Raw genomic sequence first — 26,268 nt, forward strand, 5'->3', positions numbered from 1 at the left:
GTCGTCGCGGTTCGGGGTCCTCAGAGCCGGCGGGCCGCCGCCAGTGCGCCGGCGAGGCGCTCGGGGAAGCCGGGCGGGACGTCCTCGGGCAGGGCGTCGACCGGCCACCAGGCGAGGGCGTCGCTCTCGTCGCTGACGACGAAGGGCTGCGCGGGGTCGGCGATCGCGCCGTAGCCGACGTCCCAGTGAGTGCTGCAGCGGCCGAAGCCGCCGCCGAGACCGTGGCGGTCGAGGTCGAGCGGGACGTCGCCGAGCAGAGTGAGCTCGGTGAGGCCGCTCTCCTCGCGGGCCTCGCGCTCGGCGGCGGCGGGGACGGAGGCGTCGGCGGGCTCGATGTGGCCGCCGAGCTGCACCCAGAAGCGGCCCTTGCGGTGGTAGCAGAGCAGCACGCGGTCGAGCCCGGGCGAGAGCACGAAGCAGCTGGCCGTGACGTGCTCGGGACCGCCGCCCCGCTCGAGCGCCGCGGCGCCGTGCTCCGCGAGGAAGGCGAGGTACTCGTCCCGGAGCCCCGCGAGAGCGGCCGGCGGGTCCCACTCCGCGAGCTCGATGCTCAGCCTGCCGGCGCGCGCGTTCTCCACCCGGGAGAGCGTAGGCGAGATGTCCCCTCCCGCGAGATGCCACTTGAGTACGCGACACGCCGAGGGAGGCGTACCCAAGTGGCATCTCGCGGAGTGGGGCGGGGGTGCGAGTGCCGGCGCACTCCGCGAGATGCCACTTATGAGGGCGACACGCCGAGGCGGGAGCTCACAAGTGGCATCTCGCGAACGACCGGGGTGCGAGCCTCGGCGGCAGTCCGCGAAATGCCAGTTCGGTACGCGACACGCCGCGGGAGGCGTACCCAAGTGGCATCTCGCGGGAGGGAGGGGGGTCAGACGGCCAGGCCGGAGAGGCCCTCGCGGTCGACGCGGCGGTGGAAGCGCATGCCGGCGAGGCCGCCGAGGACGGCTCCGACCAGCGAGACGACCAGGGCGGCGAGGACGGTCACGATGGCGGTGACTGTGGCGTCGCCGGCGTCGAGGGGGATCTGCGGGAAGCCGCTGACGGCCGAGAGGATCTGGCTGCCTCCGGTGAGCGCGGAGACGATGCCGACGACGATCGCCACGACGACGGCCCAGGCCCACACCGCGACGCCCTGCTTGGCGCCGCTGAAGCGGGCCATCCGGCCGGCGACGTAGCCGCCGGAGTAGTAGGCGACGAGGAGGATCACGAGCAGCGCGATCGCGCCGACCCAGCCGAAGGCGGCGGGGTCCGCGGCGAGGTCGGCGGTGACGTCCTGCGTGCCGACGACGGCGGCGCCGATCGCGGTGACCAGGGCGGTGAGGATGACCGCGAGGCCGGTCGCGGCCAGCCAGCCGAAGAAGGCGCAGCCGATCTTGAGGCCGCCGAAGCGGTCCTTCTCGCGCTGGTGGATGTCCTTGCGGGCGGCGGTGCGGGCCTTCGCGGCCTCGGTGGAGTCGGGGTTGACGGGGGCGCGGTGCGCGGCGGACGGGTCGCCGGGGGTGGTGGTCGCGGTTGCGCCCGAGGTGGTGCTCGTGGTGTCGAAGCGGGTGGCCGCGTCGCGGTCGGTGTCGCTCTGGTCGCTGCGGTAGCGGTCGCTGCGGTCGGGACCGGTGCTGTCGGAGCCGGGGCCCCGATCGGTGGGCGTGCTCATGTCGGCCTCCTCGTGCGCTCCGGTGTGGAGCGTCGGCTCAGTCAACTCCCCGGGTACGTCGGGTGTCGCGGGCTTGACGGGGCGGATCGGCGGGGCGGCCAGCATTCCTGCCGACCGACGGTCGGGGAGGAATCATGCTGATCGAGTAGGCCGCGCAGCGGGCGTATCGAGATCCACCATGGTCAGCAGGTGGGGTCTGCAGAATCAGCGTGCTGGTGACGGCGGGTCTCGATACGCCCCTGCGGGGCTACTCGACCACCATGTACGCGCACGGCCGGGCACGGCACGGGCGGCATGTACGCGCACGGCCGCGCACGGCTCGGGCGAGGCGCGGACGGGCGTCAACCCCGTTTCGCCGCGCCGCGGGAGCGGCTTGCATGGAGGGACCGACCCACGACGAGAGGGAGCACCATGACTCCGGAATCCCCTGAGCAGACCCCGCCCGGTACCGAGGCCGAGCTCACGCCGAAGGCCGACCACGGCGAGACCAGCTACCGCGGCTCCGACCGGCTGCGCGGCAAGGTCGCGCTGGTCACCGGCGCGGACAGCGGCATCGGCAAGGCCGTCGCGATCGCGTTCGCGCGCGAGGGCGCCGACGTCGCGATCTCCTATCTGAACGAGCACGAGGACGCCGAGGACACCGCGAAGTGGGTGCGCGAGGCCGGCCGCGAGGCACTGCTCCTCCCCGGCGACCTGCGCGACCCGGCGCACTGCCGCTCCGTCGTCACCGAGACCGTCGAGAAGCTCGGGCACCTCGAGGTGCTCGTCAGCAACGCGGCGTTCCAGATGAGCCGCGAGGAGGTGACCGACATCCCCGACGAGGAGTGGGACCGCACCATCGCGACGAACCTGAGCGCCTACTTCCACCTGGTCAAGTCCGCGCTGCCCCACCTGACGAGCGGCGCCTCGATCATCGCGACGAGCTCGGTGCAGTCGGACCAGCCGTCGTACCAGCTGCTGCCCTACGCGGCGACGAAGGCCGCGATGCTGAGCATGACCGCCTCGCTCGCGCAGGCCCTCGGCGAGAAGGGGATCCGCGCGAACGCCGTGGCCCCCGGTCCGATCTGGACCCCGCTCATCCCGGCCACCATGCCGCCGGAGGCCGTCGCCTCGTTCGGCGAGCAGGTGCCGCTGGGCCGCCCCGGCCAGCCCGCGGAGGTCGCGCACGCCTACGTGCTGCTCGCCTCGGACGACGCGAGCTACATGAGCGGCTCGACGATCGCCGTCACCGGCGGGAAGCCGATCCTCTGAGCACCGCCACGCGGAGCCTCCGCAGAGCCGCTCACCCGCAGGAACGTGCGATAGGTTCCGGCGGGTGAGCGCCCACATCCGCAGCATCGAGACGGCCGTCCCCGCGACCGTCCTGCACCAGCCGGAGATCCGCGACCTCTTCGCCGCGCAGCCCGGCGTCACCCGCCTCGGCTCGCGGCTGATCGGCGCGGCCTTCAACGCCTCGGGGATCGACACCCGGCACACCGTCGTCGACGAGCTGGACGGCGAGGAGCGCGAGGGCGACAGCACCTTCTACGACGCCCGCTCCGGCCGACTGCTCGACCCGGGCACCGCCGCACGCAATGCGGTCTACACGGCGCGCGCTCCCGAGCTCTTCGCGGAGGCGGCCCGGCGCGCGCTCGACGCGGCCGGCTTCGCGCCGGGTGAGGTCACGCACGTGGTCACCGTCTCCTGCACCGGCTTCTACGCGCCCGGGCCGGACTACCAGCTGGTGCGCACGCTCGGGCTGCGGGTGTCGACGCAGCGCTTCCACCTCGGCTTCATGGGCTGCTACGGAGCCTTCCCGGGGCTCCGCGCCGCCCGCGCGTTCTGCGACGCGGACCCGTCCGCCGTCGTGCTTGTCGTCGCCGCCGAGCTGTGCAGCATCCACCTGACCAGCTCCAGCGACGCGGAGCAGATCGTCGCCACCTCCGTCTTCGCCGACGGTGCCGCGGCCGCGGTCGTCACGGCCCGCGAGCCCGAGCCGGGCACCGCGGTGCTCGACATCGACGCGCTCGACACGACCCTCACCCCCGAGGGCGAGGACGAGATGGCCTGGACGATCGGCGACCACGGCTTCACCATGCGGCTGAGCACCTACGTGCCGTCGATCATCGGCGCCAACATCACCGGCGCGCTCGAGCCGATGCTCGGGAGCGCCGGGGTCGGCGCCGGGGACGTGCAGCGCTGGGCCGTGCACCCGGGCGGGCGGAGCATCCTCGACCGCGTGCAGTCGGCGATCGGCCTCTCGGACGAGCAGATGCAGCCCTCGCGCGAGGTGCTGCGGACGGTGGGGAACATGTCGAGCGCGACCGTGCTGTTCATCCTGCGCCGGCTGCTGCACGGCGAGGCGGCGGACGGCGAGCGGATCGGCGCGATGGCGTTCGGTCCCGGGCTGACCGTCGAGATGGCGCTGCTGACCAAGCGCGGCGGGGCGTGACCGTCCGCGCGCCGCTCCTCCCCGACCTCCGGCACCGGGAGACGGACGCGCAGGAGCTGATGGACGACCCGTCCTGCGACCGGGCGCTGCTCGACGCGACCTACGCGCGGTTCGGCACGGTGAACCGGCTGGTCTCGGGCTGGCGGCGGCTCTACCGCACGCGGCTGCGCCCGCTGTTCCGGAGCGAGGAGCCGCTGCGGCTGCTCGACATCGGCTCGGGCGGCGGCGACATCGCGCGCTCGCTCGCGGACTGGGCGCACGCGGACGGACTGCGGCTCGCGATCACGGCGATCGATCCGGACGAGCGGGCCTACGCCTTCGCGACCTCGACGCCGGCGCCGGCGGGGCTGGAGTTCCGGCGGGCGAGCAGCGCGGAGCTGGTCGCCGAGGGTGCGCAGTACGACATCGTGACGTCGAACCACCTGCTGCACCACCTGCCGGCCGAGGCGCTGAGCGCGCTGCTCGAGGACAGCGAGCGGCTCGCTCCGCGCGCGCTGCACAACGACATCGAGCGCTCGCGGCTGGCGTACACCGCGTATGCGGCGGCGACCCGGCCGATCGCGGCGGGGTCGTTCCTGCACTACGACGGGTCGCTGTCGGTGCGGCGGAGCTACACGGCGCCGGAGCTGCGCGCGCTGGCGCCCGAGGGCTGGCGCGTGGAGCGGGCGGCGCCGTACCGGCTGCTGCTGGCGCGCGGGTAGGGCGCGCTGCGGGCTGCGCACGGCTGGGCTCACATGCGGTCGGAGTGCTGACCCGGGGCCGGCGGCGGAGCGGGAGTGGGTCGTGCCCGCCGGCCGGCTGAGCGCGGGCTAGCGGTGGGGGCGCTCGACGTCGTCGCCGGGCGTGCGCTCGTCGGGGCCGTGCGAGCGGCGGTACTGCCAGCCGGCGAGGGCGAGGATCAGCACGCCGCAGAGGATCGTGATGATGTCCGGCACGGACGCCCCGTCGCCGAGCGAGCTGATGCCGGCACCGAGGAGCAGGACGCCGCCGATGAGGTAGAAGATGACTCGCGTTTTCATGGCCTCATCGCTTTCGTCCGCCGGAACAGGCCCTGCGATGCTACCCGGTCGTGCCGGGCGGCGGCCGGGCGGGCTCGAGGGGTGCCGGACCTCCGGCACGCGGAACCGGCTCCGGCACGCTGGGATGCGCCGGAACCGCGAGCCCGGGGTGGAATCACGAGCCGAACGTTCAGGCGGAGTGCGTCGGGCGCGCGCGAAGACGACGCTGTCCGTGTGGACGCCTCATGCTGATCGAGTAGCCCTCGTAGAGGGCGTATCGAGATCCACCAGCGTCAGAAGACGAGTCTGCAGACCCGCCCTGCTGACGACGGCGGTCTCGATACGCCCCTCCGGGGCTACTCGACCAGCATGGGCGAGACACTGCCGCATCCATTTCCCTGCAGGAAGCACCACCTGGCCAGCATGGGCTCATTCATGCTGATCGAGTAGCCCTCGCAGAGGGCGTATCGAGATCCACCCGTGTCAGCAGGATGCGTCTGCGCAGCGGCCCTCGACTAGGGGGCGCGGCCCGGGCTGTCAATGGGGCATCGGCGTGTCTGTCCGCCGATTCCGCACGGAGGGGCTCGACCGGTTAGCGTCCCCGGGGAGCTGTCCGCCGTGGGCGGCTCGCACTGACGAAGGGCGCCCGTGGCCACGCTGACCTATGGACCGCAGAATCTCGAGATCGAGTTCGAGGAGCGGGTCCTCGCCCACCTCAAGGTCGCCGTGCTGTCGAAGCTGCGGCGCAACGAGGCCTTCTCGCTCTCCTGGACCGAGGACGCCTCCACCGGCCACGGCCGCAGCTCGGTCTGGCTGCACCCCTCGGTGCCGCTGCACTTCCGCTTCGCCGACACGCACCAGCCCAAGCTCAACCGCGCGTGGATCGAGCAGATGCTGAGCGTCGCGAGCATGCACGGCGAGCTGTCCGTCCTCCCGGAGCCCGAGGAGCCGCGCCAGGGCTCCTGAGCCCGGCCGCCCTGCCCGACGACCCCGCCCCGCCGCACTGCCCCGCCGCGGCGCATCCGTCAACCCCACCCCCCGTCCCAGGGTCGCGTCGTAGCGTCTGAGGACAGTGACCGGGCGGTTCTCCGTCGGTCGCGACCACGGACGGAGACGACGATGACCGACACCGCGCGAGCAACCGCAGCACCCACCCTGACCGGGACGGGAGGCGCGCCTCGCAAGGACGAGCCGATCGCCGTCCGCCACGCCCCCGACTCCGCCTCGACCGATTCGCAGCCGGTGCTCGGCTGCCGGATCGACGTCAGCGGCCGGACCTTCACGGTCGAGCTCGAGATGGCCGGGGTCTTCCTGCGCCAGGTGCGCCGCACGCTCCGCGACGGGGACAGCGCCCTGGTGCTGCTGCGGCACGTCGACGGGATCGAGATGATCCCGTTCACTCGCGCGACGCCGTTCGAGGTGTCAGACATCGTCTGCCCCGAGGGCGTCGAGCCCGAGAAGGCGCGTCTCGCCGAGGGGCTGCGCCCGCGCTGATGCCGCAGGGCGCCGGGATCAGACCCCCCGCCACCGCAGGAGCGGAACCGCGCCGCCGCCCGGTTCAGGCGGGGAGCGACTCCTCGATCAGCTGCACGATCCGCGGGTCGTCGGGCTCGACCGTCGGGCGGAAGCGGTGCACGGTGCCGTCGGCGGTGATCAGGAACTTCTCGAAGTTCCACTTCACCTTGCCGGCCTTGCCCGCCTCGTCCTCCGTCTTGGTCAGCTCCGCGTAGAGCGGGTGCGCCGAGCGGCCGTTGACCTTGACCTTCTCGAACATCGGGAAGGTGACGCCCCAGGTGGTCGAGCAGTACTCCTTGATCTTGTCGGAGTCGCTGAGCTCCTGGAGGAACTGGTTGCTCGGGAAGCCGAGCACCGTGAAGCCGCGGTCGCCGTACTGCTTCTGCAGCGCCTCGAGCTTCTCGTACTGCGGGGCGAGGCCGCAGCGGGAGGCGACGTTGACGATGAGCTTCACCGGCGCGTAGTCGGCGAGCGTCGACGCGGTGCCGTCGATCGTGGTGAGGGGGATGTCGGTGATCGTCTCGGGCACGGGGGCTCCTTGTCGAGGAAGTGGGGTGATCGTCAGGCTATCCAGCGGAGCCGTGCGCGGGCCGCGAGACGCTCCTCCACACCGGCGTCCTCATCGCGACTGTCCCCCGTCGGCGCAACTCCCTCCCCGTCGGTGGCCGAGCGGCACCAGCATGGAGGCATGACCCCCTCCTCGCAGCAGCTCGTGACGGTGGGTGGGCGGCGCCTGCGGCTGACCAACCTCGACAAGGTGGTCTATCCGGAGGCGGGGTTCACCAAGGCCGACGTCCTCTCCTACTACGCCTCGGTCGCCTCCGCGATGCTGCCGCACCTCGCCCGCCGGCCGGTGACCCGCAAGCGCTGGGTCGACGGGGTCGGCACGGCGGAGGAGCCCGGCGAGGTCTTCTTCGAGAAGAACCTGCCCTCCTCCGCGCCCTACTGGCTCAGCCGGACGAAGCTGGCGCACTCGTCGCGCGACGTCGAGTACCCGCTCGTCGACGATGTCGCCGGCCTGACCTGGCTGGCCCAGCAGGCCGCGCTCGAGCTGCACGTGCCGCAGTGGCGGGTCGGCTCGGACGGCGAGCGGCGGCCGCCGGACCGGCTCGTGCTCGACCTCGACCCGGGCGAGGGGGCGGGGCTGGCGGAGTGCGCCGAGGTGGCGTTCCTGGCGCGGGATCTGCTGGAGGGGATGGGGCTCGAGCCGTTCCCGGTGACCAGCGGGAGCAAGGGCATCCACCTGTACTGCCCGCTGGACGCCTCCGCCTCGAGCGATCAGATCTCCTCGGTCGCGCACGAGCTGGCGAAGGCGCTCGAGTCCGATCATCGCGACCTGGTCGTCTCCGACATGAAGAAGACCCTGCGCGAGGGCAAGGTGCTCGTCGACTGGAGTCAGAACAGCGCGGCGAAGACGACGATCGCGCCGTACTCGCTGCGCGGCCGGCTCCTGCCGCGGGTCGCCGCGCCGCGCTCGTGGGAGGAGATCGGGGCGGCGGATATGCGGCATCTGGCTCCGAACGAGGTGGTCGAGCGGCTGCGGAGCGACGGCGACCTGCTGCGCCCGGTGCTCGCCGCGCGCGGTGCGGGGCTCGAGCCGTCGCCGGAGCGGATGGCGGGCTTCGCGGCGACCGACGCCTCCGCCGACCGGCTGGCCGCCTACCGGAGCATGCGCGACGCCTCGAAGACGCCGGAGCCGGTGCCCTCGCCGGGGGCGGGGATCGCGACCTCGGGCGACACCTTCGTCGTGCAGGAGCACCACGCGCGACGGCTGCACTACGACTTCCGGCTCGAGCACGACGGCGTCCTGGTCAGCTGGGCCGTGCCGAAGGGGCCGCCTCTGGACGGCGATCCGAACCGGCTCGCGGTGCAGACGGAGGACCACCCGCTCGAGTACGCGACCTTCGAGGGCACGATCCCCGCGGGCGAGTACGGCGGCGGCGAGGTGCGGATCTGGGACGAGGGCACCTACGCGCTGGAGAAGTGGCGCGAGGGCGAGGAGGTGATCGCGGTGCTGACCGGCCGGCCGGACGGCGGGCTCGGCGGCGAGCCGCGGCGGTACGCGCTGCTGCACACGGGGGCGAAGGGCGGCAAGGGGGACGAGAAGAACTGGCTGCTGCACCTGATGGCGCCGGGGGCCGCGACGCACGGGGGGAAGGCGCACGGGCGCGGGGTCGGGGTGCGGAAGGGCGGTGGGGCGTCCGGGGCGTCGGGTTCCGGGGCGTCGGGGTCTGGAGCGACGGGATCCGGGGCGACGGGATCCGGGGCGACTACGCCGTCCAGCTCGCCGACCGCGAAGGCCGCCGCCTTCCGGCCGATGCTCGCCACCGCCGGCCGCGCGGCGGACATCCCCGGCGACTCCGCGATCGAGATGAAGTGGGACGGCTACCGCGCCCTGGTGCGGGTGTCGGGCGGAGCGGTGACCCTGACCAGCCGCAACGGCAACGACCTGACGGGGGCGTTCCCCGATCTGCTCGGTCCGATCGCCGAGGCCGTGGCGGTCGACTGCGTGCTCGACGGCGAGATCGTCGCGCTCGACGACCGCGGCCGGCCCGACTTCGGTCGGCTGCAGACCCGCGGCGGACTGACCAAGCCGCGCGAGATCGAGGCGACGGCGCGCGCGACTCCGGTGCACCTGATGCTCTTCGACCTGCTGGCGATCGACGGCACGGAGGCGGTGAGCCGCCCCTACGACGAGCGCCGCGCCGCACTGGAGCAGCTGGCGACCGAGAACGAGCGCGTGCACGTGCCGTCGGTGTTCGACGGCGACCTGGAGGAGGCGATGTCGACGAGCCTCGCGCTCGGCCTGGAGGGCGTGGTCGCCAAGCGCCGCGACGCGGCGTACCGGCCGGGCATCCGCTCCGGCGACTGGGTGAAGCTCACCCACCACCGGGTGCAGGAGGTGGTGATCGTCGGCTGGCGCGAGGGCGAGGGCGGCCTGGTCGGCTCGGTCGGGTCGCTGCTGACGGCCCTCCCCGGCGACGACGGCCTCGTCTACTCCGGCCGGGTGGGCAGCGGCTTCAGCGACCGCGAGCGCCGCGGCCTCGTCGACCGCCTCGCCGAGCACGCCACCGACGAGCCCGCGGTGGCCGTCCCGCCCGCCGAGTCCCGCGGCGTGCACTGGGTCGAGCCCGTCCTGGTCGGCGAGGTCCGCTACCGCGAGCGCACCGCCGGCGGCACCCTCCGCCAGCCCGTCTGGCGCGGCTGGCGCGCCGACAAGTCCGCCGCGGAGGTGCGCCTGGAGTGAGCGCAAGTCGGCGAATCGCCGCAGACGCGGCTCAAACGCTGCGCGTCGTTGTTGCAACACCTTGAATAAACCGCCATACTCCTCTCCTCACGACGGAGCGAGGTTGCCTTTTATGAATGAAGAGGAAAAGGAGGTTGCCGCAGAGAAGCAAAAGCCCCTGAGCATCATGAAGAAGCTTCTAGCCGGCGCCGGTGCCGCAGTAATTTTCGGACTGGGCGCTTTTCTTGGTCCTGCCATAGGTGATTTCTACACATGGGTAAAGGAACAGCTTATCGGCCGGACGATCACCTCCACTGAAGTACGGCAGCTGAACGTGGTCGACTACAATGGGGCGCTTCGCACTGGTTACGAGATCTCCGAGACGGCTTCCGGAAGTTGTGGAGCGGAGAGCATGCGGCTAGTTGGGCAGAACGCCTATAGATGCGCCTTCGACAGTCAATTAGCGGATCCGTGCTTAGCGCGCGATGAGGGTCTATCAGTGTTCTGCCTCTCCGACCCGTGGACGATGTCAGGGGTTCTCATCGAGCTCGATACGCCAGTGACCAGAGATCCAAGTCAAACCGAAGACGCCAGCGGTACACCATGGGCCCTTCAAGTCGCTGATCCTCGAGATGACAGAACAACGTGGCGATGTCTCTCAAGCGAGGGCAATGCTACAAGTGAAGTCTCAGGGAACCGGTCTTCGTGGTCCTGCGTCACTCAGGACGGATCAGGGATGGCACATGCCCTCAATGACGTGATAAAGAACGATGCTGGCCCATGGAGAGTTCTATTCTCCGACGAAACAGCACCTGACATCATTGAGGCGGATATCGTAACAGCGTGGTTCTGATCTATCTGCGGTAGTTCGGCGGCGCGGGTCAGTCGAGGCGGACGCCGCGGAGGAGGACGAGGGTGGAGCCGACGGCGACGCCGGTGCCGATGAGGACGCCGCCGGCGCCGGCCGCGGCGGCGATCGTGCCGAGGAGCGTGGGCAAGGCGATCAGGCCCATGCGGTTGCCGGCGAGGCGGAGGGAGAGGGCGCGGCCGTGGCGGTCGGCGGGGGTGCGCTCGATCAGCCAGGACATGGTGATCGGCTGGCCGATGCCGAGGCCGAGGCCCAGCAGGGCGACGGCGACGAAGAGCAGTGCCGTGGGCGCGGGCAGGGCGGTGAGGATCAGACAGACGGCGGAGACGACGATGCCGGCGACCATCACGCGGGTGCGGCCGAAGCGGGAGGTGGTCGCGCCGAGCAGGAGGCGGGAGGCCATCGAGGCGAGGGCGCGGACGGTCAGCAGGGCGCCGACGACGCCCGCGGGCAGGCCGCGCTCGGCGCCGAGGGCGGGCAGGTAGACGACGGTCAGGTCGACGGCGGCGACGACGGTCGCGCTGGTCAGCAGGGCGCGGGCGAGGCCGGGAATGCGCAGCAGGCCGAGCGTCGAGCCCTCGGACGGCGCTGCGGCGGCGGCGCGGGGTGCCGGCCGGGCGATCGCGGTGGTGACGGCGAGGAGGAGGACGGCGAGCGCTCCTCCGACGAGGAACAGCGGCGCGGGATCGGGGCGCACGGCGCTGCCGGCGAAGACGGGGATGAAGGCCGGGCCGATCGCCTGTCCGAGCGAGGCGGCGAACGTGTAGTAGCCGAAGCGGCTGTCGAGGCGGGTGCCGGCCGCTCCCCCGGCGACCACGGCCTGCTGGCCGACGACGCAGCCGAGGTGGCCGGCGCCGAGCAGGGCGGTGCCGCAGAGCAGGCCGACGAGGCCGCCGCCCGCGAGCAGCAGCAGGCCGGCGGCGGCGATCGTCAGCAGCGAGCCGCAGGCCATCACGAAGCGCGCGCCGACCCGATCGACGAGGCCGCCGACGGGCAACGCGATCAGCAGCGGCACCACCGCGAACGAGGCGCCGAGCGCGCCGAGCGCCCAGGCCGGCACGTCGAGCTGGATCGCCTGGTAGACGGCGGCCGGCCGCAGCAGGAAGGCGACGGCCTGGATGAGCACCGCGTGCGTCAGCAGCGCGCCGGTCGAGAGCGCTTGGCGGTCCGGCACGGCGCGCTCCCTCCCCTCGACGGGCGATCGCCCGCCGTCCATCCTGGCGCACCGTCGAACGGGAGCCCGCGCGCACGATCGACGGCCCCGATGCGGTGAGCGAGGAGCCCTCGGCGCTGAGTCGCCCGAAAAGGCTCGTTCTTGGGCGGGAGAACGGACCTTCTCGGGCGACTCAGCGCGCGAAAGGCGGGCTGAGTGGCGAGGCTCCGGCGGCGGCACCCACCCCGTTGCACTGAGTCGCCCGAGAAGACTCGTACTCGGGCCGGAGAACGGACCTTCTCCGGCGGGTCAGCGCGCGAGAAGCGGGCTGAGCGGCGAGGCTCCGCTGGCCGCACTCGACGCGCGGCGAACCCGAACGCTGAGTCGCCCGAGCGGAGGGGGCGCCTTCGGCGCCAGCGCAGGGCGGGGAAGAGACCGATGTGCTTGGAGTGGGAGGGTCTCGATACGCCGCTTCCGGCTACTCGACCAGCATGTTCGCGGGTGTCTCTTCCAAGGAGAAGGTCCGTTCCAAGGCCGGAGAACGGGACTTCTCGGGCGACTCAGTGGGTACGGGGCTCCCGCGGGCAGAGAGGGGCGGCGATCCGGTGGGAACGGCTCCCTCGGCGGCGGGGAGGGAGCCGTTGGTGACGGGTCGGACGACCCGGAGTGACGGATGGAGCAGGAGCGCGGGCGCGGCGGGCGGGTCAGCGGTCGAGCGGCTCCGGGAGCGGCGCGGCGTGCTCCGGGAGGACGCCGAGGCGGTGGCGGCCGCGGAGGCGGAACCAGGCGAGGCCGACGGTGACGACCGCGCCGACGACGATGAGGGCGATCCAGCGGAGGGGGCCGTCGCCGTAGACCTCGACGCGGGGCCAGGCGAGGTTCACGGCCATCGCGGCGCCCCAGAGCACGGCGACGATGTTCACCGGCACGCCGAGGCGGCCGAGCGAGAAGTAGCCGGACGGCGCGTCGGCGGTGGGCCAGCGGCCGCGGAGGCGGCGCAGCAGCAGGGGGACGGTGACCAGCAGGTAGGCGAGGTAGATCAGGATGACGGCCACGCTCGTCACGGCGGTGAAGATCTCAGGGGTGCCGATGTTGACGACGAGGATCAGCACGGCGAGCACGCCGATCAGGACGGCGGGGGCGACCGGGGTGCGGCGGCGCGGGTCGACACGGGCGAGCAGGGCGCTGCCGGGCAGGGCGTTGTCGCGGGCCATCGCGAAGACCAGGCGGATGCCGGCGGTGTGCACGGCGAGCGCGCAGACAGTGATCGCGACGACGATGCAGCCGAGGAACACCGAGCCGAGCGGGCCGCCGAGCACCTGGAGGACCACGAGCTGCAGTCCGCCGGACGGGGAGCCGAGCGCCGGGTCGGCGAGATCGGGGGCGGCGAGGAGTCCGAAGAGGATGATCAGGCCGCCCAGCACGAACGAGGCGGTGATCGCGCGGAGGATGGCGGCGGGGGCGGTGCGCCGCGGATCGACGGTCTCCTCGCCGAGCGAGCCCGCGGTGTCGAAGCCGTACATGACGTAGGCGGAGGCGATCGCGGCGATGAGGAACGCGCCGAGGTAGCCGCCGGGGACGCCCTCGCCGCGGCCTGCCGTCTCGAGGACGACGCTCGGCGGGTTCACCGCGTTGGCCGCGAGGACGACGACGAGCAGGACGGCGGCGACCAGCTCGATCAGCACGCCGACGCTGTTGATGCGGGCCATCAGCCGCACGCCGACCGCGTTGACGCCGGTGGTGAACGCCACCAGGATCGCGCCCCAGAGCACCGCGCTGACGCCGGTGCTCGTGCCGGTGCCGTCGCCGACGAGCTGGAAGCCGCGCCAGATCTGCGGGAGCGTCGTCTGGTAGGCGAGCACGACGGCGGCGAGCGAGACGACGGAGGCGAGCGTCATGATCCAGCCGGCGAGCCAGCTCACCGTCGGGCCGGCCAGGCGCTTGCTCCAGTTGTAGACGGAGCCGGCGACCGGGTAGCACGCGGCGAGCTCGGCGAAGCAGAGCGCCACCGCCAGCTGCCCGGCGAACACCATCGGCCAGGACCACCAGTAGGCGGGGCCGCCGTTCGCGTAGCCGAAGGAGAAGAGCTGGAACGTGCCGGTCAGGATCGAGATGTAGCTGACTCCCGCGGCGAAGCTGCCGAAGCGGCCGATGCCGCGGGTGAGGGTCTGCCGGTAGCCGGACTCGGCCATCCCGTCGTCGGACATCGGCGCCTCCTCGCACGGGGTCGGGGGCGTGCGAGGTCAGGATGGCAGGCCGCGGCGGGGCGCGGGGGGCGGGGGCACGGATGGGGGGCGTTCGAGGGCGGGGAGCTTCTCGGGGCAGGCGGGCGGGGTCTCGATACGCCGCTGCGCGGTTACTCGACAAGCATGATCTGACGGCGGGCGGTTCATGGTGATCGAGTAGGCCGCGGAGCGGGCGCATCGAGATCCACCGGGGTCAGGAGGTGGGTCTGCAGGCCCGACGTGCTGGCGACGGCGGGTCTCGATACGCCGCTGCGCGGCTGCTCGACCAGCATGGGCACGCCGCTGCGCGGCTGCTCGACCAGCGAGGTGGGGACGAGCGCGTCAGCTCCTCGGGCGGGTCGGCGGGCCGAAGACGAGGAGGAGCTCGGCGGGGGCGGACGACTCGTTGGCGACTCCGTGGTGGCTGCCGGCCGGAGCGTAGAGGGCGTCGCCCGCGCGGAGGACGGCGCTCTCGCCGTCGACGGTCATCACGACCTCGCCGAGGACGACGACGTAGAGCTCGTCGGAGCTCTCCGGCGAGCAGCTGCCCGGATCGCCGGAGAGGTGCACGTGCTCGCCCTCGGAGGTGCCCGGCTCGAGGTGGAAGCGCATGACCGAGGCGGCCAGCGCCGTGGTCGAGCGGAAGTAGTACTCCAGGTCGAGCGCTCCCGAGCCGCCGTAGAGCGGACGGCGGCGCGCATCCTCGCCGAGTCTCTGGATCTGCACGGGGTCCTCCTCCGAAGTCGGTCCTCATCAGCCTGCCGGACGCCCGGCGCTCAGCCCAGGAGCGGCGCCGCGACCGGCGGGGTCACTCCGAAGGCCGACACGTCCTCGCTCGTCGCGCCGTCGAGGGCCAGCTCGGCGAGCACGCGGCCGATGGTCGGCGTGAACTTGAAGGCGTGCCCGGCGCCGAGCCCGACCAGGATGTCGGGGTGCTCGTCGAGCGGGCCGAGGACGAAGCGGCGGTCCGGCGTCAGCGCGTACTGGCAGGTGACGGTGCGCAGCACCTCGCCGCTCGCGGGGATCACGGCGCCGACGAAGCCGGTCAGCTCCTCCAGCAGCTCGGCCGAGGGCACGAAGGTGCGCTCACGCGGCGCCATCAGATTGTCGGAGACGTCGCGCGCGGCCTTGATCGTCGGCTCGCCGTAGGTCGGGAAGCCGTAGAAGCAGTGCTCGTCCTCCCAGATCCAGACCGGGAAGCGCTCGCGGTCGAAGGCGCTCGGCTCGGCGGGCGCGAAGTAGCTGACCTGCTCCTGCATCGTCACGAGCGGGATCTCGGCGCCCAGCGGCGCGAGCAGCTCGTTGGTCCAGGCGTCGGCGGCGAGGATCACCTTGCCCGCGAGTACGTCGCCGCCCGCAGTGCGCACGACCACGCCGTCCTCGCCGGGGAGCAGCGCCTCGACCGGCGTGCGGTCGCGGATCACGGCCCCGTGCTGCCGGGCCCGCAGCTGCAGCACGGCGACCGTGCGCGCGGCGTGCACGATGCCGGAGTCGGCGGTGTAGACGGTCTGCGTGCCCTCGGGCAGCGAGAACTGCGGCCAGCGCGCGCTGACCTCGGCCGGCGTCAGCAGCTCGAACGGCACTCCGCTCTCGGTGAGGCTCGAGCGGAACGCCTCGGCCGAGTACGGGCTGCCGACCGGGAAGAAGACCAGCCCGCCGGTGATCGTGACGAGCGATTCGCCCGACTCCGCCTCGAGGTCGGCCCAGTCGAGGTAGGCCGACTGTGCGAGCCGGACGTACTCGGGGGCGCCGTAGGAGGTGCGCAGGATGCGCGAGGTGTCGTGCGAGGCTCCGCGGACGTGGCCGAGCTCGAACTGCTCGAACGCGACGACCCGGGCACCGCGGCGGGCCAGGTGGTAGGCGGCGGCGCTGCCGAGAGCGCCCATCCCGACGACGGCGACGTCGAACTTCTCCATGCTGATGCTTCGCTTCCGTGGATCGGTGAGGGCCGCCGGGATCGACGGCCCGGGTGACAGGGTCAGAGGACCTTGGACAGGAACGCGCGGGTGCGCTCGTGCTGCGGGTCGGCGAGGATCCGCTCGGGCGGCCCCGACTCGACGACGACGCCGCCGTCCATGAAGGTCACCGTGTCGGCGACCTCGCGGGCGAAGCCGATCTCGTGGGTGACGACGATCATCGTCATGCCCTCGGCGGCGAGGTCGCGCATCACGTCGAGCACCTCGCCGACCAGCTCGGGGTCGAGCGCGGAGGTCGGCTCGTCGAAGAGCATCAGGCGGGGTCGCATCGCGAGCGCACGAGCGATGGCGACCCGCTGCTGCTGACCGCCGGAGAGCGAGCGCGGGTACGCGTCCGCCTTGGCGCCGAGGCCGACCCGGTCGAGCAGCACGCGGGCCCGGGCCGTGGCGTCCGGCACCTTCTCGCGGCGGACCAGGACGGGCGCCTCGATCAGGTTCTCCAGCACGGTGAGGTGCGGGAAGAGGTTGAACTGCTGGAAGACCATGCCGATCTCGCTGCGCCGCGTCGCGATCTCGGCCTCGCGCAGCTCGTGCAGGCGGCCGTTGTGGCGGCGGTAGCCGACCAGCTCGCCGGCGACGCTGATCGTGCCCGCGTCGATCTTCTCGAGGTGGTTGATGCAGCGGAGGAAGGTGCTCTTGCCCGAGCCGGACGGGCCGAGCAGGCAGGTCACCTCGCCCGGCGCGACGGTCAGGTCGATGCCGCGGATGACGAGGTTGCCGCCGTACTGCTTGTGCACGCCGGTCGCCTGGACCATGGGCGCGGTCACAGCGCTCCCTCCCCTCGCGCGGCGGGCCGCGGCCTCGCGCTCGCGAGCAGCGCCCCGAGCGGGGTCGGGCCCTGGACGAGCCGGTCGCCGCGGGAGAAGCGCCGCTCGATCATCCGCTGGCCTGCGCTGAGGACGGTGGTGACGAGCAGGTACCAGAGGCTGACGGTGATGAGCAGCGGGATCACCTCGAAGTTGCGGGAGTAGATGGTCTGGGCGGCGAAGAGGATGTCGGGGATCGCGATCACGCTCACCAGCGAGGTCGTCTTCAGCATCGAGATCGTCTGGTTGCCGGTGGGCGGGATGATCACCCGCATCGCCTGCGGCAGGACGATCCGGCGGAAGACCTGGGCCCTCCGCAGCCCGAGCGCCTCGGCGGCGTCGACCTGGCCGGGGTCGACCGAGAGCAGGCCCGCGCGGACGATCTCGGACATGTAGGCGCCCTCGTTGAGCCCGAGGCCGAGGATCGCGGCGAGGAACGGGCTGATCAGCACGTTGGTGTCGGCGCTGGCGAAGGTGGGGCCGAACGGGATGCCCAGGCTGAGCTCGGGGTAGAGCGCGGCGAGGTTGAACCAGAAGATGAGCTGCACCAGGAGCGGCGTGCCGCGGAAGAACGCGACGAACGCGCCCGCCGCCGTGGCGACCACGAGCGTCTGCGACTGCCGGCCGACGGCCATCAGGACGCCGATGACGATGCCGACGACCATCGCGATCACGGTGAGCAGGAGCGTGGTGCCGAGTCCGCGGAGGATCCGCCCGTCGAGGAAGTAGCCGAAGACGCTGCCCCACTCGAAGTTGGGGTTGGTCGCGACCGAGTGGGCGAGCAGCGCCGCCAGCACGAGGATCACGACGGTCGCGGCCCGCCGGCCCCAGTGCCGGACGGGGACCACGGTCTCGGGCGGCGCGGTGGTCGTCGCGCGCTGCTCCACGGCGGTCATCCGCTGATCTGGGCCGGGTCGGTGTAGAGCTCGGCCTGCTCGACCGCGCCGACCTCGACGCCGAAGCGCTCGAGGTTCTCCTGGTAGTCGCCCGTCGTCATCAGGTGCTCGAGGGCGGCCTGGAAGGCGGGTGCCAGCTCGGAGCCGTCGGGGAAGGCGATGCCCCAGGGGCTCGGCTCGAAGTTGACGTCGAGCGCCTCGAGCGCGCCGTCGGACTGCTCGGCCTGGAAGACGGCCGGGGGGACGGCGCTGACCGTCGCGTCGACGCGGCCGGAGCTCAGGGCGAGCACGGCGTCGGCCGCGGTCGGGAAGGTCGAGATCTCGATCGCCGGCTCGCCCGCCTCGGTGCAGACGGCGTCCCACTTCGGCAGCGTGATGTCGTTCTCGGTCGAGCCCTTGAGCACGCCGACGGACTGGCCGCAGAGGGTGTCGATCGTGAGGTCGAGCGGGTTGCCGCCCTCGACCAGCAGCGTGGTGCCGCCGAGGAAGTCGCTGACGAAGTCGACGGTCTCGAGCCGCTCGGCGGTGACGCCCAGCGCGGCCGCCGCGGCGTCGATCTTCTTCGAGGCCAGCGAGGGGAAGAGCGCGTCGAACTTGATGTCCTCGAAGACGACGTCGAGGCCGAGCACCTCGCCGATCAGGCGCATCTCCTCGGGCTGCGAGCCCGAGAGCGTGGTGCCGTCGTCGGCCAGGTCGAGCAGCGGCGGGTAGCCGGGGCCGCTCGCGATGCGGATCTCGCCTGCGGCCGCGATGTCCTCGGGCACCAGGTCGGCGATGCTCTGCTCGAAGAGGGCGCTCGGCTCCGCGTCGGTCGTGGCGGCGGCGTCGGCCGAGCAGCCGGCGAGCAGGGCGGCGGAGGCGAGCACCGCGGTGACGGCGGCGGCCCGGCGGGCGGGGCGTGGCGTGGAGCGGAGCGCCGTGCGGGTCGCGGGGCGGGGGACGGTCGGGTTCATGGGACTCCTAGGGCTGTGGGAAGCATTCGTGGAGCAGGTGACGGCGCGCCGCCGTCGCGCTCGGCGGGCCGTCGTGACCGCCGCCGGGCGAGTGCGATCACTGTAGGAACGGCGGGTTCCGGCGCTGTTACAGTGCGTGCTGGCGGCGATTCGGGCGCCTCGGGATTGACGGTTCTGCGGGAGGGACGGCTCGTGAGCGGACGCGCGACGACGGGCCTGCGGGTCGTCCGGCTGCTCGGGGAGCGACCGGATCCGACGGCGCCGCTCGGGGTCGGCGCGCTCGCGGCCGAGCTCGGCGCGCCGCTCAGCTCGGTGTCGCGGCTGTGCGCGGAGCTGGAGCAGACTGGGCTGATCGAGCGCGGAGCGGACTACGGCAGCTACCGCCTCGGCGCGGTCGCCGTGCGGCTCTCGGGGCGGGCCGCGGCGCCGGTTGCGCGGTCGCTCCGCTTCGCGCTGACGCTCGCGGCGCAGCAGACCGGCGAGACGGTCGTGCTGGCGGCCGGGGCACCCGGGGCGATGCGGGTGATCGGCAGCGTGCTCTCGTCGTGGACCCTGCACTCCCCCGCCGCGGTCGGCGAGCGGATCGACGACGCGGGGAGCGCGATCGCGCGAGCGGCGGATCCGCTGGGCCTCGGCGACGACACGGTCGCGGAGACGACCGAGGGGCTGCGCGTCGAGATCGCGACGCCGCTGCTGACGCCTGCGGGCGAGTGCGCGGCGGTGCTGGCCGTGCGGCTGCCGGCGGTCCGGCTGCGCGAGAACGGGCCGCGGATCCGGCGGGCGCTCGCCGTCGCGCGGCGGAGCATCGAGGCGGCGCTGAGCGGGGCGCGGGAGGCGGGCGCGGGGAACGACACGGCGGGCAGTGACGATCCGGCGATCTCAGTCGCCCCTCCCGCCGGCGGCTCGGCGCTCCACGCGGTCCTGCCGCTCCTCCAGCACCTCGCCGACGGGCCGGACACCGCGGCCGGTGCCGCGCGGGCGACCGGTCTCCGCCGCGACCGCACCGGCCGGCTGCTCGACGCGTGCGTCGCGGCGGGCGTGGTCGAGCGCGGCGGCGACGGCGAGTTCCGCGTCGCCTGGGTCGTGCACGGCTGGTTCCGGGCGGCGGCCGCTCCGCTGATCGTTGCGCGCGGCGGGCCGCTGGTCGCGGAGGCGGCGCGGAGCCTGCGCGCCTGCGCGTTCGTGACCGTGCTCGCGGGGATGCGCAGCCTCACGCTCGTGGAAGAACTCGAGCTGGCCGGCGACGGCCTCGCGATGATCCCCTGGCTCGGCCGCGCCCACCCGATCGTCGGCTCGGACGGCGGCCCGACGATGCTGATGGACCTCGAGCCGGACGAGCTGGCGCAGCTGTTCCCGGCCCGGCACACGCCGCGCGACCTGGCCCGGTTCCTCCGCCGGATGCAGCGCGTCCGCCGCGACGGCGTCCTCTCGATGCAGGCCTACGACGACGCCGGCATGGTCTCGATCTCGGCGCCGATCCGCGACGCGAGCGGCGCGGTCGTGGCGGCGGCCTGCCTCGTCGGGATGACCGACGACGTCACGGCGCGCTCCCGGGAGCTGGAGCGGGCGGCGATCCGGCTGGCGGAGGCGGTGTCGGGCGTGCTGCGCTGACGGTACTCACACGCGCGTCCGCTCGACACCGCGCGGCGCATCACGCGTCACTGCTCGGGGGCCGTCGCCTCCCACCGGGGACGGCCGACGGGCACCGACCGGTACTCCAGGTTGTGCTCGATCGAGTCGAGGACCGCGCGGACCCGGTAGAGCAGGCGCTCCCGGCAGCGCCAGTGCGCCGAGCTGCCCGCCCGGATCGAAGTCGCCGGCGCGGGAAGAGGGCCGGCAGACCGGCGCGCGGACCGCGCGACGTCGTCGCGGGCCACGTCAGCGCCTGCTCGGTCCGACGACGTAGATGGCTCCGGTCGTGACGTCCTCCTCGATCGCCTCGAGGGTGCGTCCTCTCGTCTCGGGCACCATCGTGGCGATGAAGACGATCGCTCCGATCCCGATGACACCGAAGCCGAAGAAGGTGCCCGAGATGCCGACGGCCTCGACGACGGACGGGAAGAACAGGCCGAGGAGCGCGTTCGCCGTCCAGCCGCAGAAGACCGAGATCCCGATGGCGAGGCCCCGGATGCGCAGCGGGAAGATCTCGGACAGCATCACCCAGATGGCGATGTTGAGGAACGTCTGCATCGAGCCGACGAAGACGACCACGAGGAGGAGGATCACGTAGGGGCGGGCGCTGCTGCCCACCGGCAGGGCGAGGGAGGCCACGCCGATCGCGAAGTGCGAGAGCGTCGTGAGGACGAAGCCCAGGAGCAGTGTCGTGCGGCGGTTGATGCGCTGCATGAGCGCGAGGCCGATGATGCCGCCGACGACCGCGATGACGCCGGGCGCGATGTTCGCGATCAGGGCCGCGCTCTGGTCGAAGCCGGCCTCGGTGAGCACGGACTGGCCGTAGTACATGATCGAGTTGATCCCGGTGAGCTGCTGACCGACGGCCAGGCCGATGCCGACCAGCAGGATGCGGAGGATCCACTTGTCGGCGAGGAACCGCCACCCCGCCTTCCGCGTGCTCGACTCCTCCGCCGTGAGGTGCTCGATCTCGGCGAGCTCCGCCGCCGCCCGCTCCGGGGTGCGGATGGTGGACAGCACCGCGAGGGCCTCGTCGTCGCGCCCCTTCGACGTCAGCCAGCGCGGCGACTCCGGCACCCTCAGCATGCCGAGCAGGAGGGCGAGGGCCGGCAGCGCGGCGACCGCGAGCATGTACCGCCAGACGCCCTCGTGCTCGCCCCAGACTGTGCCGATGACGGCGTTCACGACGAACGCGGCGAGCTGGCCGATGACGATCATCAGCTCGTTGCGCCCGGCGAGGGCTCCCCGGATCTCGAACGGTGCGAGTTCGGAGAGGAAGACGGGCACCACGACGGACGCGCCTCCGACAGCGAGACCGAGGACGATGCGGCCGACGACCATGATCTCGAAGTTCGGCGTGAAGACGCAGGTGAGGGCGCCGAGGAGGAAGAAGACCGCGAGCAGGATGATCGTCTTCCGCCGACCGAGCGAGTCCGAGAGGCGGCCGCCGGTCAGGGCGCCGAAGGCGGCGCCGAAGAGGAGCGAGCTCGTCACGACGCCCTCGGTGAAGGCGGTCAGGCCGAGCTCCACCTTCATCGGAGCGAGCGCTCCGTTGATCACGCCGGTGTCGTAGCCGAACAGCAGGCCGCCGAGGGTGGCGACGAGAGCGACGGTGCGCAGCCGCCTGCTGTGCGCTCCGGTGGTGAGGGGCGGCAGTGCGGCCTCGGCGGTCGAGACGGATGGGTTCGTCATGGGACTCCTTCGTCGTGCCGGGGCGTGCGTGGCACGCACCGGACTCCTCCACCGTACCCGCCTCTCGCTCACCGGACAACTTGTTCGTCCTGTGGCTTCTAGGCGTCCGAGGCTCGCCTCAGGGGACGGACGCGGGGCCGGGTGGATCAGGCGCCGTAGAACACGGGCTTCTCCACATAGTGCGCCTCCTGCGCCCTCCCCGTGAGCATCGCCTGCACGCCCGCCTCGGCCGCCACGGTGGCGACGTAGCCGTCCCAGGTCGACGGTCCGCCGATGCGGCCCTCGAGCGCCGCGTCCACCCAGGACTGGAACTCGGCGTCGTACGCGGCGCCGAACCGCTCGATGAACCCGGGCGGCTCCGCCTGGGACACCCGCCCGGCGTGCCGCTGCACGATGCCCGGCGTCGCGCCGATGGCGGCGATCCCCTGCTCGAACACCGCCTCCGTGATGACCTGGTAGCCGAAGCGGACGTTCACGTTCATCTCGACGTCCGCGAGGATCCCGGACTCCGTGAAGAGCAGCGCGAGGATCGGATCGTGGAAGCCCTCCGCGTTGAGCGAGTTGCGCTTGAGGTTCTTCACCTCGATCCCGACGATCTTCTCGCCGGTCAGGAAGTGCACGATGTCGATCTCGTGCACCACCGAGTCGGAGATCAGCATGGTGTTCCGGTAGCTGTCGGGGACGGAGGCGTTCCGGTGCCGGTGATGCGTGCCGAGCAGACCGCCGAGAGAGCCGGAGTCGATCAGCCGCTTCAGCTGGCGGTACTCGTCGTCGAAGCGCCGCATGAAGCCGACCTGGATGTGCGGTCGGGCGAGCCGCTGCTCGGCCGCCATGATCTGCAGAGCCTCCTCCGAGGACTCGGTCAGCGGCTTCTCGCAGAGGATCGCGAGACCGGCCTCGAGGGCGGGGAGCAGCACCGGCACGTGGAACGGACCGGGCGTGGCGATGACGGCGGCGTCGATCAGGTCGCGGTCGATCGCCTCCTGGATCGTGGCGACCACCACCGAGCCGGGTGCGAGCGCGGCGGCGGCGTCCGCCCGGTCCCGGAACGGCTCCACGATCGCCGTGACGGTCGCGTTCGAGATCGTCCGGGTGATCCGCCGCACGTGGTCGGCGCCCATCGCGCCCGCACCGACGACGGCGACGCGCAGCCCGCTCACGGGACGAGCCTCTCGAGAACGGCGCGGGAGACCTCGGCGGTGGTCGCTCCCCCGCCCAGATCCGGGGTGCGGACGCCGTCGGCGGTGACCGACTCGAAGGCGGACACGAGGTCCGCCGCCGCGTCGGCGTGGCCGAGATGATCGAGCATCATCGCGCCCGACCAGATCTGGCCGATCGGATTGGCGATGCCGCGGCCGGCGATGTCGGGCGCCGAGCCGTGCACCGGCTCGAACAGCGACGGGAAGGTGCGCTCGGGGTTCAGATTCGCGCTCGGAGCGACGCCGATGGAGCCCGCGACGGCGCCGGCGAGGTCGGAGAGGATGTCGCCGAAGAGGTTCGAGGCGACGATGACGTCGAACCGGCCGGGGTGCAGCACCAGGGCGGCGGCGAGGGCGTCGATCAGGACGGACTCGAGGCGCACCTCGCCGAACTCGGCCGCGGACTCGGCGACGACCTCGTCCCAGAACGGCATCGTGTGCAGGATGCCGTTCGACTTCGTCGCCGAGGTGAGCAGCCCCCGGCGCCCGCTCGCCAGCGCTGCGGCGTAGCGCGCCGCCCGGGCGACGCCCTTGCGGGTGAAGACGTTCTCCTGGATCGCCGCCTCCTCGGGCTGCCCGCGGAAGATCCGCCCGCCGATCTCGGAGTACTCGCCCTCCGTGTTCTCCCGGACGATCAGCAGATCGATGTCGTCGCCGCCGCGCACGGGGCTCTCGACACCGCGCAGAGCGCGGACCGGGCGGAGGTTGATGTACTGCTGGAACTCGCGCCGGATGGGGATGAGGAGCCCCCAGAGCGTCTCGGTGTCCGGGATGCCCGGCATGCCCACCGCCCCGAGGAAGACGGCGTCGTGCTCGGCGAGCGTCTCGAGGCCGTCCGCCGGCATCATCCGCCCGGTCTCGAGGTACAGCTCCGAGCCCCACGGCAGGAGTCGCCAGTCCAGTTCGTGCCCGTACCGGGCGAGCGCGGCGTCGATGCACGGCATCGCGGCCGGCACGACCTCGGTGCCGATCCCGTCCCCGGCGATCACGGCGATGGAGTGCGTCATGAGCGGGCCCTCACCCGGCGCGGGGGGCGACGACCTCGGCGTCGCGGATCTCGTCGATGAGGTCGCTGTCGCCGCCGATCTGCTCCAGCTCGTGCGCGAGCTCCTCGAGCTCCGCGCCGCCGGCCATCTGGGCGGTGAGCTCGTTGAGGGTGATGTCCTTCTTCTCGTAGTAGCCGATGCTCTTGCCGCGCTTGAGCAGCAGGAACCGGTCGCCGACGGGGAAGGCGTGGTGCGGGTTGTGGGTGATGAAGATCACGCCGAGCCCCCGATCGCGGGCGCGCAGGATGTAGCGCAGGACGACACCGGACTGCTTGACGCCGAGGGCGGCGGTCGGCTCGTCGAGGATGAGCGCCTTCGCTCCGAAGTAGACGGCGCGCGCGATCGCGACGCACTGGCGCTCACCACCCGAGAGCTGCCCGATCGGCTGATCCACGTCGCGCAGATCGATGCCCATCTCGAGCAGCTCCTTCTTGGTGATCTCCTTCATCCTCGCGACGTCGAGCTGCTTGAACGGACCCCAGCCCGTCGTCAGCTCGGAGCCGAGGAAGAAGTTGCGCCAGATCGGCATGAGCGGCACGACGGCGAGGTCCTGGTAGACGGCCGCGATCCCCCGGTCGAGTGCTTCTCGGGGCGACTTGAGGGTCACGGACTCGCCGTTGATCTCGAAGTCGCCGTGGGTGTGCTCGTGGCGACCGGCGATGATCTTGATCAGCGTCGACTTGCCGGCGCCGTTGTCGCCGAGCACGCAGGTCACCCGGCCCGCGTCGACGTCCATGTCGACGTCGGAGAGGGCGATGATGTTGCCGTAGGACTTGCCCGCCTTCCGGAGGGAGAGGAGGTGGGGTCCGGCGATGATGCCGGTCTCCGCGAACTCCGTCGAGATGCCGCCGGTGGCGAGGTCGTCGTAGTGCGTCTTCTTGGCCATTACTTCTGCTCCGCTCGCTTCTTCACGATGAGGTTGACGATGGTGGCCAGCAGCAGCATCAGGCCGAGGAAGAACTTGAACCAGTCCGGGTTCCACTGCGCGTAGACGATGCCCTTGTTGGCCATGCCGAAGATCAGCGCGCCGATGGCGCCGCCGACCGCCGAGCCGTAGCCGCCGGTGAGGAGGCAGCCGCCGATGACCGCGGCGATGATGTAGAGGAACTCGTTGCCGACGCCCTCGCCGGACTGCACCACGTTGAAGGCGAAGAGGTTGTGCATGCCGGCGATCCAGGCGCAGAAGCCGACGCCCATGAAGAGCCCGATCTTGGTGGCCGTGACGGGGACGCCGACGGCGCGGGCGGCGTTCTCGTCGCCGCCGACCGCGAAGATCCAGTTGCCGACCTTGGTGCGCATCAGGATGAAGGTCGCCACCAGGACGAGGGCGATCCAGATGAACACGGTGATCTTCACGTTGATGCCGAAGATCGGGATGTCGGAGGCGAAGACGGCCTTCGCGGAGGCGAAGCCGTCGATGTCGGAGATCGACGGCGACGCGACGCCGCCGCCGATCAGCCGGGTGACGCCCAGGTTGACACCGGTGAGCATCAGGAACGTCGCGAGGGTGACGATGAAGGAGGGCAGCTGCGTCTTGATCAGCAGCCAGCCGTTCACGAAGCCGACGAGCAGCGAGAAGACCAGGCCCATGCCCACGCCGACCCAGACGTTCACCGCGAAGTACCAGGAGAACATCGAGGAGGTGAGGGCGGAGGAGACCACCGCGACTCCGGTCGACAGGTCGAACTCGCCGCCGATCATCAGCAGCGAGACGCCGACGGCCATGATGCCGATGGTGGAGGAGCCGTAGAGGATCGTGGCGATCGAGTTCGCCTGGGTGAAGGTCGGAGCGACGACCGCGAAGAACCCGAAGACGACGATCGCGCCGACGACGGCGCCCATCTCGGGGCGGCCCAGGAGGGTGGGGACGAGTCCGCGTCGACCGACGCGCTCGTCCTTGATGCGGACGGGGGCGGGGGCGGGGGTGCGGGCGGGGAGTGTGGTGGTGGCCATGGGGGTGTCCTAACGCTCGGGGACCGGGCGGATCGCTCCGCCCGGTCC

25 protein-coding genes are annotated in these 26,268 nt (G+C 72.2%); 8 read left to right on the plus strand and 17 right to left on the minus strand.

The window, feature by feature from the left end:
• Positions 1–20 precede the first annotated feature (20 nt).
• Positions 21–578 carry an NUDIX hydrolase gene (locus HQQ86_RS13165; RefSeq protein WP_367948642.1) on the minus strand — a complete coding sequence of 186 codons (558 nt, stop codon included), beginning with the start codon at positions 576–578 and terminating at the stop codon, positions 21–23.
• A 290-nt stretch (positions 579–868) separates the two neighbouring features.
• A complete protein-coding gene (locus HQQ86_RS13170) occupies positions 869–1,651 on the minus strand; it encodes a hypothetical protein (RefSeq protein WP_173288647.1) in 783 nt (260 codons plus the stop codon).
• Positions 1,652–2,062: 411 nt separating this feature from the next.
• On the opposite strand from HQQ86_RS13170, the gene HQQ86_RS13175 reads away from it, so the two are divergent.
• The 3 genes from HQQ86_RS13175 (at position 2,063) to HQQ86_RS13185 (ending at position 4,783) form a co-directional block, all read left to right on the plus strand.
• A complete protein-coding gene (locus HQQ86_RS13175) occupies positions 2,063–2,902 on the plus strand; it encodes an SDR family oxidoreductase (RefSeq protein ID WP_173288648.1) in 840 nt (279 codons plus the stop codon).
• Positions 2,903–2,966: 64 nt separating this feature from the next.
• Positions 2,967–4,082, plus strand: coding sequence for a 3-oxoacyl-[acyl-carrier-protein] synthase III C-terminal domain-containing protein (locus HQQ86_RS13180; protein WP_173288649.1), 1,116 nt, complete (start codon positions 2,967–2,969; stop codon positions 4,080–4,082).
• Positions 4,079–4,783 (plus strand): methyltransferase domain-containing protein, encoded by a 705-nt coding sequence (locus HQQ86_RS13185; protein ID WP_367948643.1) that lies wholly within the window; start codon positions 4,079–4,081, stop codon positions 4,781–4,783. Before HQQ86_RS13180 ends, HQQ86_RS13185 begins: the two co-directional genes overlap by 4 nt.
• A gap of 108 nt (positions 4,784–4,891) precedes the next feature.
• On the opposite strand, the gene HQQ86_RS13190 is transcribed toward HQQ86_RS13185, so the two are convergent.
• Complete coding sequence (locus HQQ86_RS13190; protein ID WP_123448044.1) at positions 4,892–5,101, minus strand: hypothetical protein; 210 nt, start codon at positions 5,099–5,101, stop codon at positions 4,892–4,894.
• Between the two features lie 627 nt (positions 5,102–5,728).
• Between HQQ86_RS13190 and HQQ86_RS13195 the strand changes: the two genes are divergently transcribed.
• Positions 5,729–6,046 (plus strand): hypothetical protein, encoded by a 318-nt coding sequence (locus HQQ86_RS13195; protein ID WP_367948644.1) that lies wholly within the window; start codon positions 5,729–5,731, stop codon positions 6,044–6,046.
• Positions 6,047–6,199: 153 nt separating this feature from the next.
• A complete protein-coding gene (locus HQQ86_RS13200; protein ID WP_173288650.1) occupies positions 6,200–6,574 on the plus strand; it encodes a hypothetical protein in 375 nt (124 codons plus the stop codon).
• 64 nt (positions 6,575–6,638) lie between these two features.
• Here the strand turns inward: HQQ86_RS13200 and HQQ86_RS13205 are convergent, their stop codons facing one another.
• Positions 6,639–7,124 carry a glutathione peroxidase gene (locus tag HQQ86_RS13205; protein ID WP_367948645.1) on the minus strand — a complete coding sequence of 162 codons (486 nt, stop codon included), beginning with the start codon at positions 7,122–7,124 and terminating at the stop codon, positions 6,639–6,641.
• A gap of 159 nt (positions 7,125–7,283) precedes the next feature.
• On the opposite strand from HQQ86_RS13205, the gene HQQ86_RS13210 reads away from it, so the two are divergent.
• Both HQQ86_RS13210 and HQQ86_RS13215 read left to right on the plus strand, forming a co-directional pair.
• Positions 7,284–9,842 carry an ATP-dependent DNA ligase gene (locus HQQ86_RS13210; protein ID WP_173288651.1) on the plus strand — a complete coding sequence of 853 codons (2,559 nt, stop codon included), beginning with the start codon at positions 7,284–7,286 and terminating at the stop codon, positions 9,840–9,842.
• Between the two features lie 112 nt (positions 9,843–9,954).
• On the plus strand, positions 9,955–10,674 hold the full coding sequence (locus HQQ86_RS13215) for a hypothetical protein (RefSeq protein WP_173288652.1): 720 nt from the start codon (positions 9,955–9,957) through the stop codon (positions 10,672–10,674).
• A 28-nt stretch (positions 10,675–10,702) separates the two neighbouring features.
• Here the strand turns inward: HQQ86_RS13215 and HQQ86_RS13220 are convergent, their stop codons facing one another.
• The 7 genes from HQQ86_RS13220 to HQQ86_RS13250 all read right to left on the minus strand — a co-directional run bounded on the left by HQQ86_RS13220 (position 10,703) and on the right by HQQ86_RS13250 (position 18,698).
• Positions 10,703–11,863 (minus strand): MFS transporter, encoded by a 1,161-nt coding sequence (locus tag HQQ86_RS13220; protein WP_367948646.1) that lies wholly within the window; start codon positions 11,861–11,863, stop codon positions 10,703–10,705.
• Positions 11,864–12,546: 683 nt separating this feature from the next.
• Complete coding sequence (locus HQQ86_RS13225; protein ID WP_173288654.1) at positions 12,547–14,049, minus strand: APC family permease; 1,503 nt, start codon at positions 14,047–14,049, stop codon at positions 12,547–12,549.
• A gap of 360 nt (positions 14,050–14,409) precedes the next feature.
• On the minus strand, positions 14,410–14,793 hold the full coding sequence (locus HQQ86_RS13230) for a cupin domain-containing protein (RefSeq protein ID WP_173288655.1): 384 nt from the start codon (positions 14,791–14,793) through the stop codon (positions 14,410–14,412).
• A 50-nt stretch (positions 14,794–14,843) separates the two neighbouring features.
• On the minus strand, positions 14,844–15,983 hold the full coding sequence (gene solA, locus HQQ86_RS13235) for an N-methyl-L-tryptophan oxidase (RefSeq protein ID WP_173288656.1): 1,140 nt from the start codon (positions 15,981–15,983) through the stop codon (positions 14,844–14,846).
• Positions 15,984–16,045: 62 nt separating this feature from the next.
• Positions 16,046–16,810: an amino acid ABC transporter ATP-binding protein gene (locus HQQ86_RS13240; RefSeq protein ID WP_367948647.1), complete on the minus strand. Its 765-nt coding sequence runs from the start codon at positions 16,808–16,810 to the stop codon at positions 16,046–16,048.
• The gene (locus HQQ86_RS13245; protein ID WP_173288657.1) at positions 16,807–17,745 is read right to left on the minus strand and encodes an amino acid ABC transporter permease; all 939 of its coding nucleotides are present in this window, start codon (positions 17,743–17,745) and stop codon (positions 16,807–16,809) included. Before HQQ86_RS13245 ends, HQQ86_RS13240 begins: the two co-directional genes overlap by 4 nt.
• On the minus strand, positions 17,742–18,698 hold the full coding sequence (locus HQQ86_RS13250) for an ABC transporter substrate-binding protein (protein ID WP_173288658.1): 957 nt from the start codon (positions 18,696–18,698) through the stop codon (positions 17,742–17,744). The genes HQQ86_RS13245 and HQQ86_RS13250 overlap by 4 nt, the downstream gene beginning before the upstream one ends.
• Before the next feature lie 192 nt (positions 18,699–18,890).
• Between HQQ86_RS13250 and HQQ86_RS13255 the strand changes: the two genes are divergently transcribed.
• Positions 18,891–20,309, plus strand: coding sequence for a helix-turn-helix domain-containing protein (locus HQQ86_RS13255; protein WP_173288659.1), 1,419 nt, complete (start codon positions 18,891–18,893; stop codon positions 20,307–20,309).
• A gap of 47 nt (positions 20,310–20,356) precedes the next feature.
• Here HQQ86_RS13255 and HQQ86_RS13260 read toward each other — a convergent pair whose 3' ends face one another.
• The 6 genes from HQQ86_RS13260 to HQQ86_RS13285 form a co-directional block, all read right to left on the minus strand.
• Complete coding sequence (locus HQQ86_RS13260; RefSeq protein ID WP_173288660.1) at positions 20,357–20,575, minus strand: hypothetical protein; 219 nt, start codon at positions 20,573–20,575, stop codon at positions 20,357–20,359.
• Position 20,576: 1 nt separating this feature from the next.
• Positions 20,577–22,022 (minus strand): sugar porter family MFS transporter, encoded by a 1,446-nt coding sequence (locus HQQ86_RS13265; protein ID WP_173288661.1) that lies wholly within the window; start codon positions 22,020–22,022, stop codon positions 20,577–20,579.
• Positions 22,023–22,168: 146 nt separating this feature from the next.
• On the minus strand, positions 22,169–23,182 hold the full coding sequence (locus HQQ86_RS13270) for a Gfo/Idh/MocA family protein (protein ID WP_367948648.1): 1,014 nt from the start codon (positions 23,180–23,182) through the stop codon (positions 22,169–22,171).
• Complete coding sequence (locus HQQ86_RS13275) at positions 23,179–24,228, minus strand: tartrate dehydrogenase (RefSeq protein ID WP_173288662.1); 1,050 nt, start codon at positions 24,226–24,228, stop codon at positions 23,179–23,181. The genes HQQ86_RS13270 and HQQ86_RS13275 overlap by 4 nt, the downstream gene beginning before the upstream one ends.
• A gap of 10 nt (positions 24,229–24,238) precedes the next feature.
• Positions 24,239–25,153, minus strand: coding sequence for an ATP-binding cassette domain-containing protein (locus tag HQQ86_RS13280; protein ID WP_173288663.1), 915 nt, complete (start codon positions 25,151–25,153; stop codon positions 24,239–24,241).
• Positions 25,153–26,220, minus strand: a complete 1,068-nt coding sequence (locus HQQ86_RS13285) for an ABC transporter permease (RefSeq protein ID WP_173288664.1) — start codon at positions 26,218–26,220, stop codon at positions 25,153–25,155. Before HQQ86_RS13285 ends, HQQ86_RS13280 begins: the two co-directional genes overlap by 1 nt.
• Between the last annotated feature and the right edge of the window lie 48 nt (positions 26,221–26,268).

The organism is Rathayibacter sp. VKM Ac-2857 (assembly GCF_013205025.1).
Taxonomy (GTDB): domain Bacteria; phylum Actinomycetota; class Actinomycetes; order Actinomycetales; family Microbacteriaceae; genus Rathayibacter.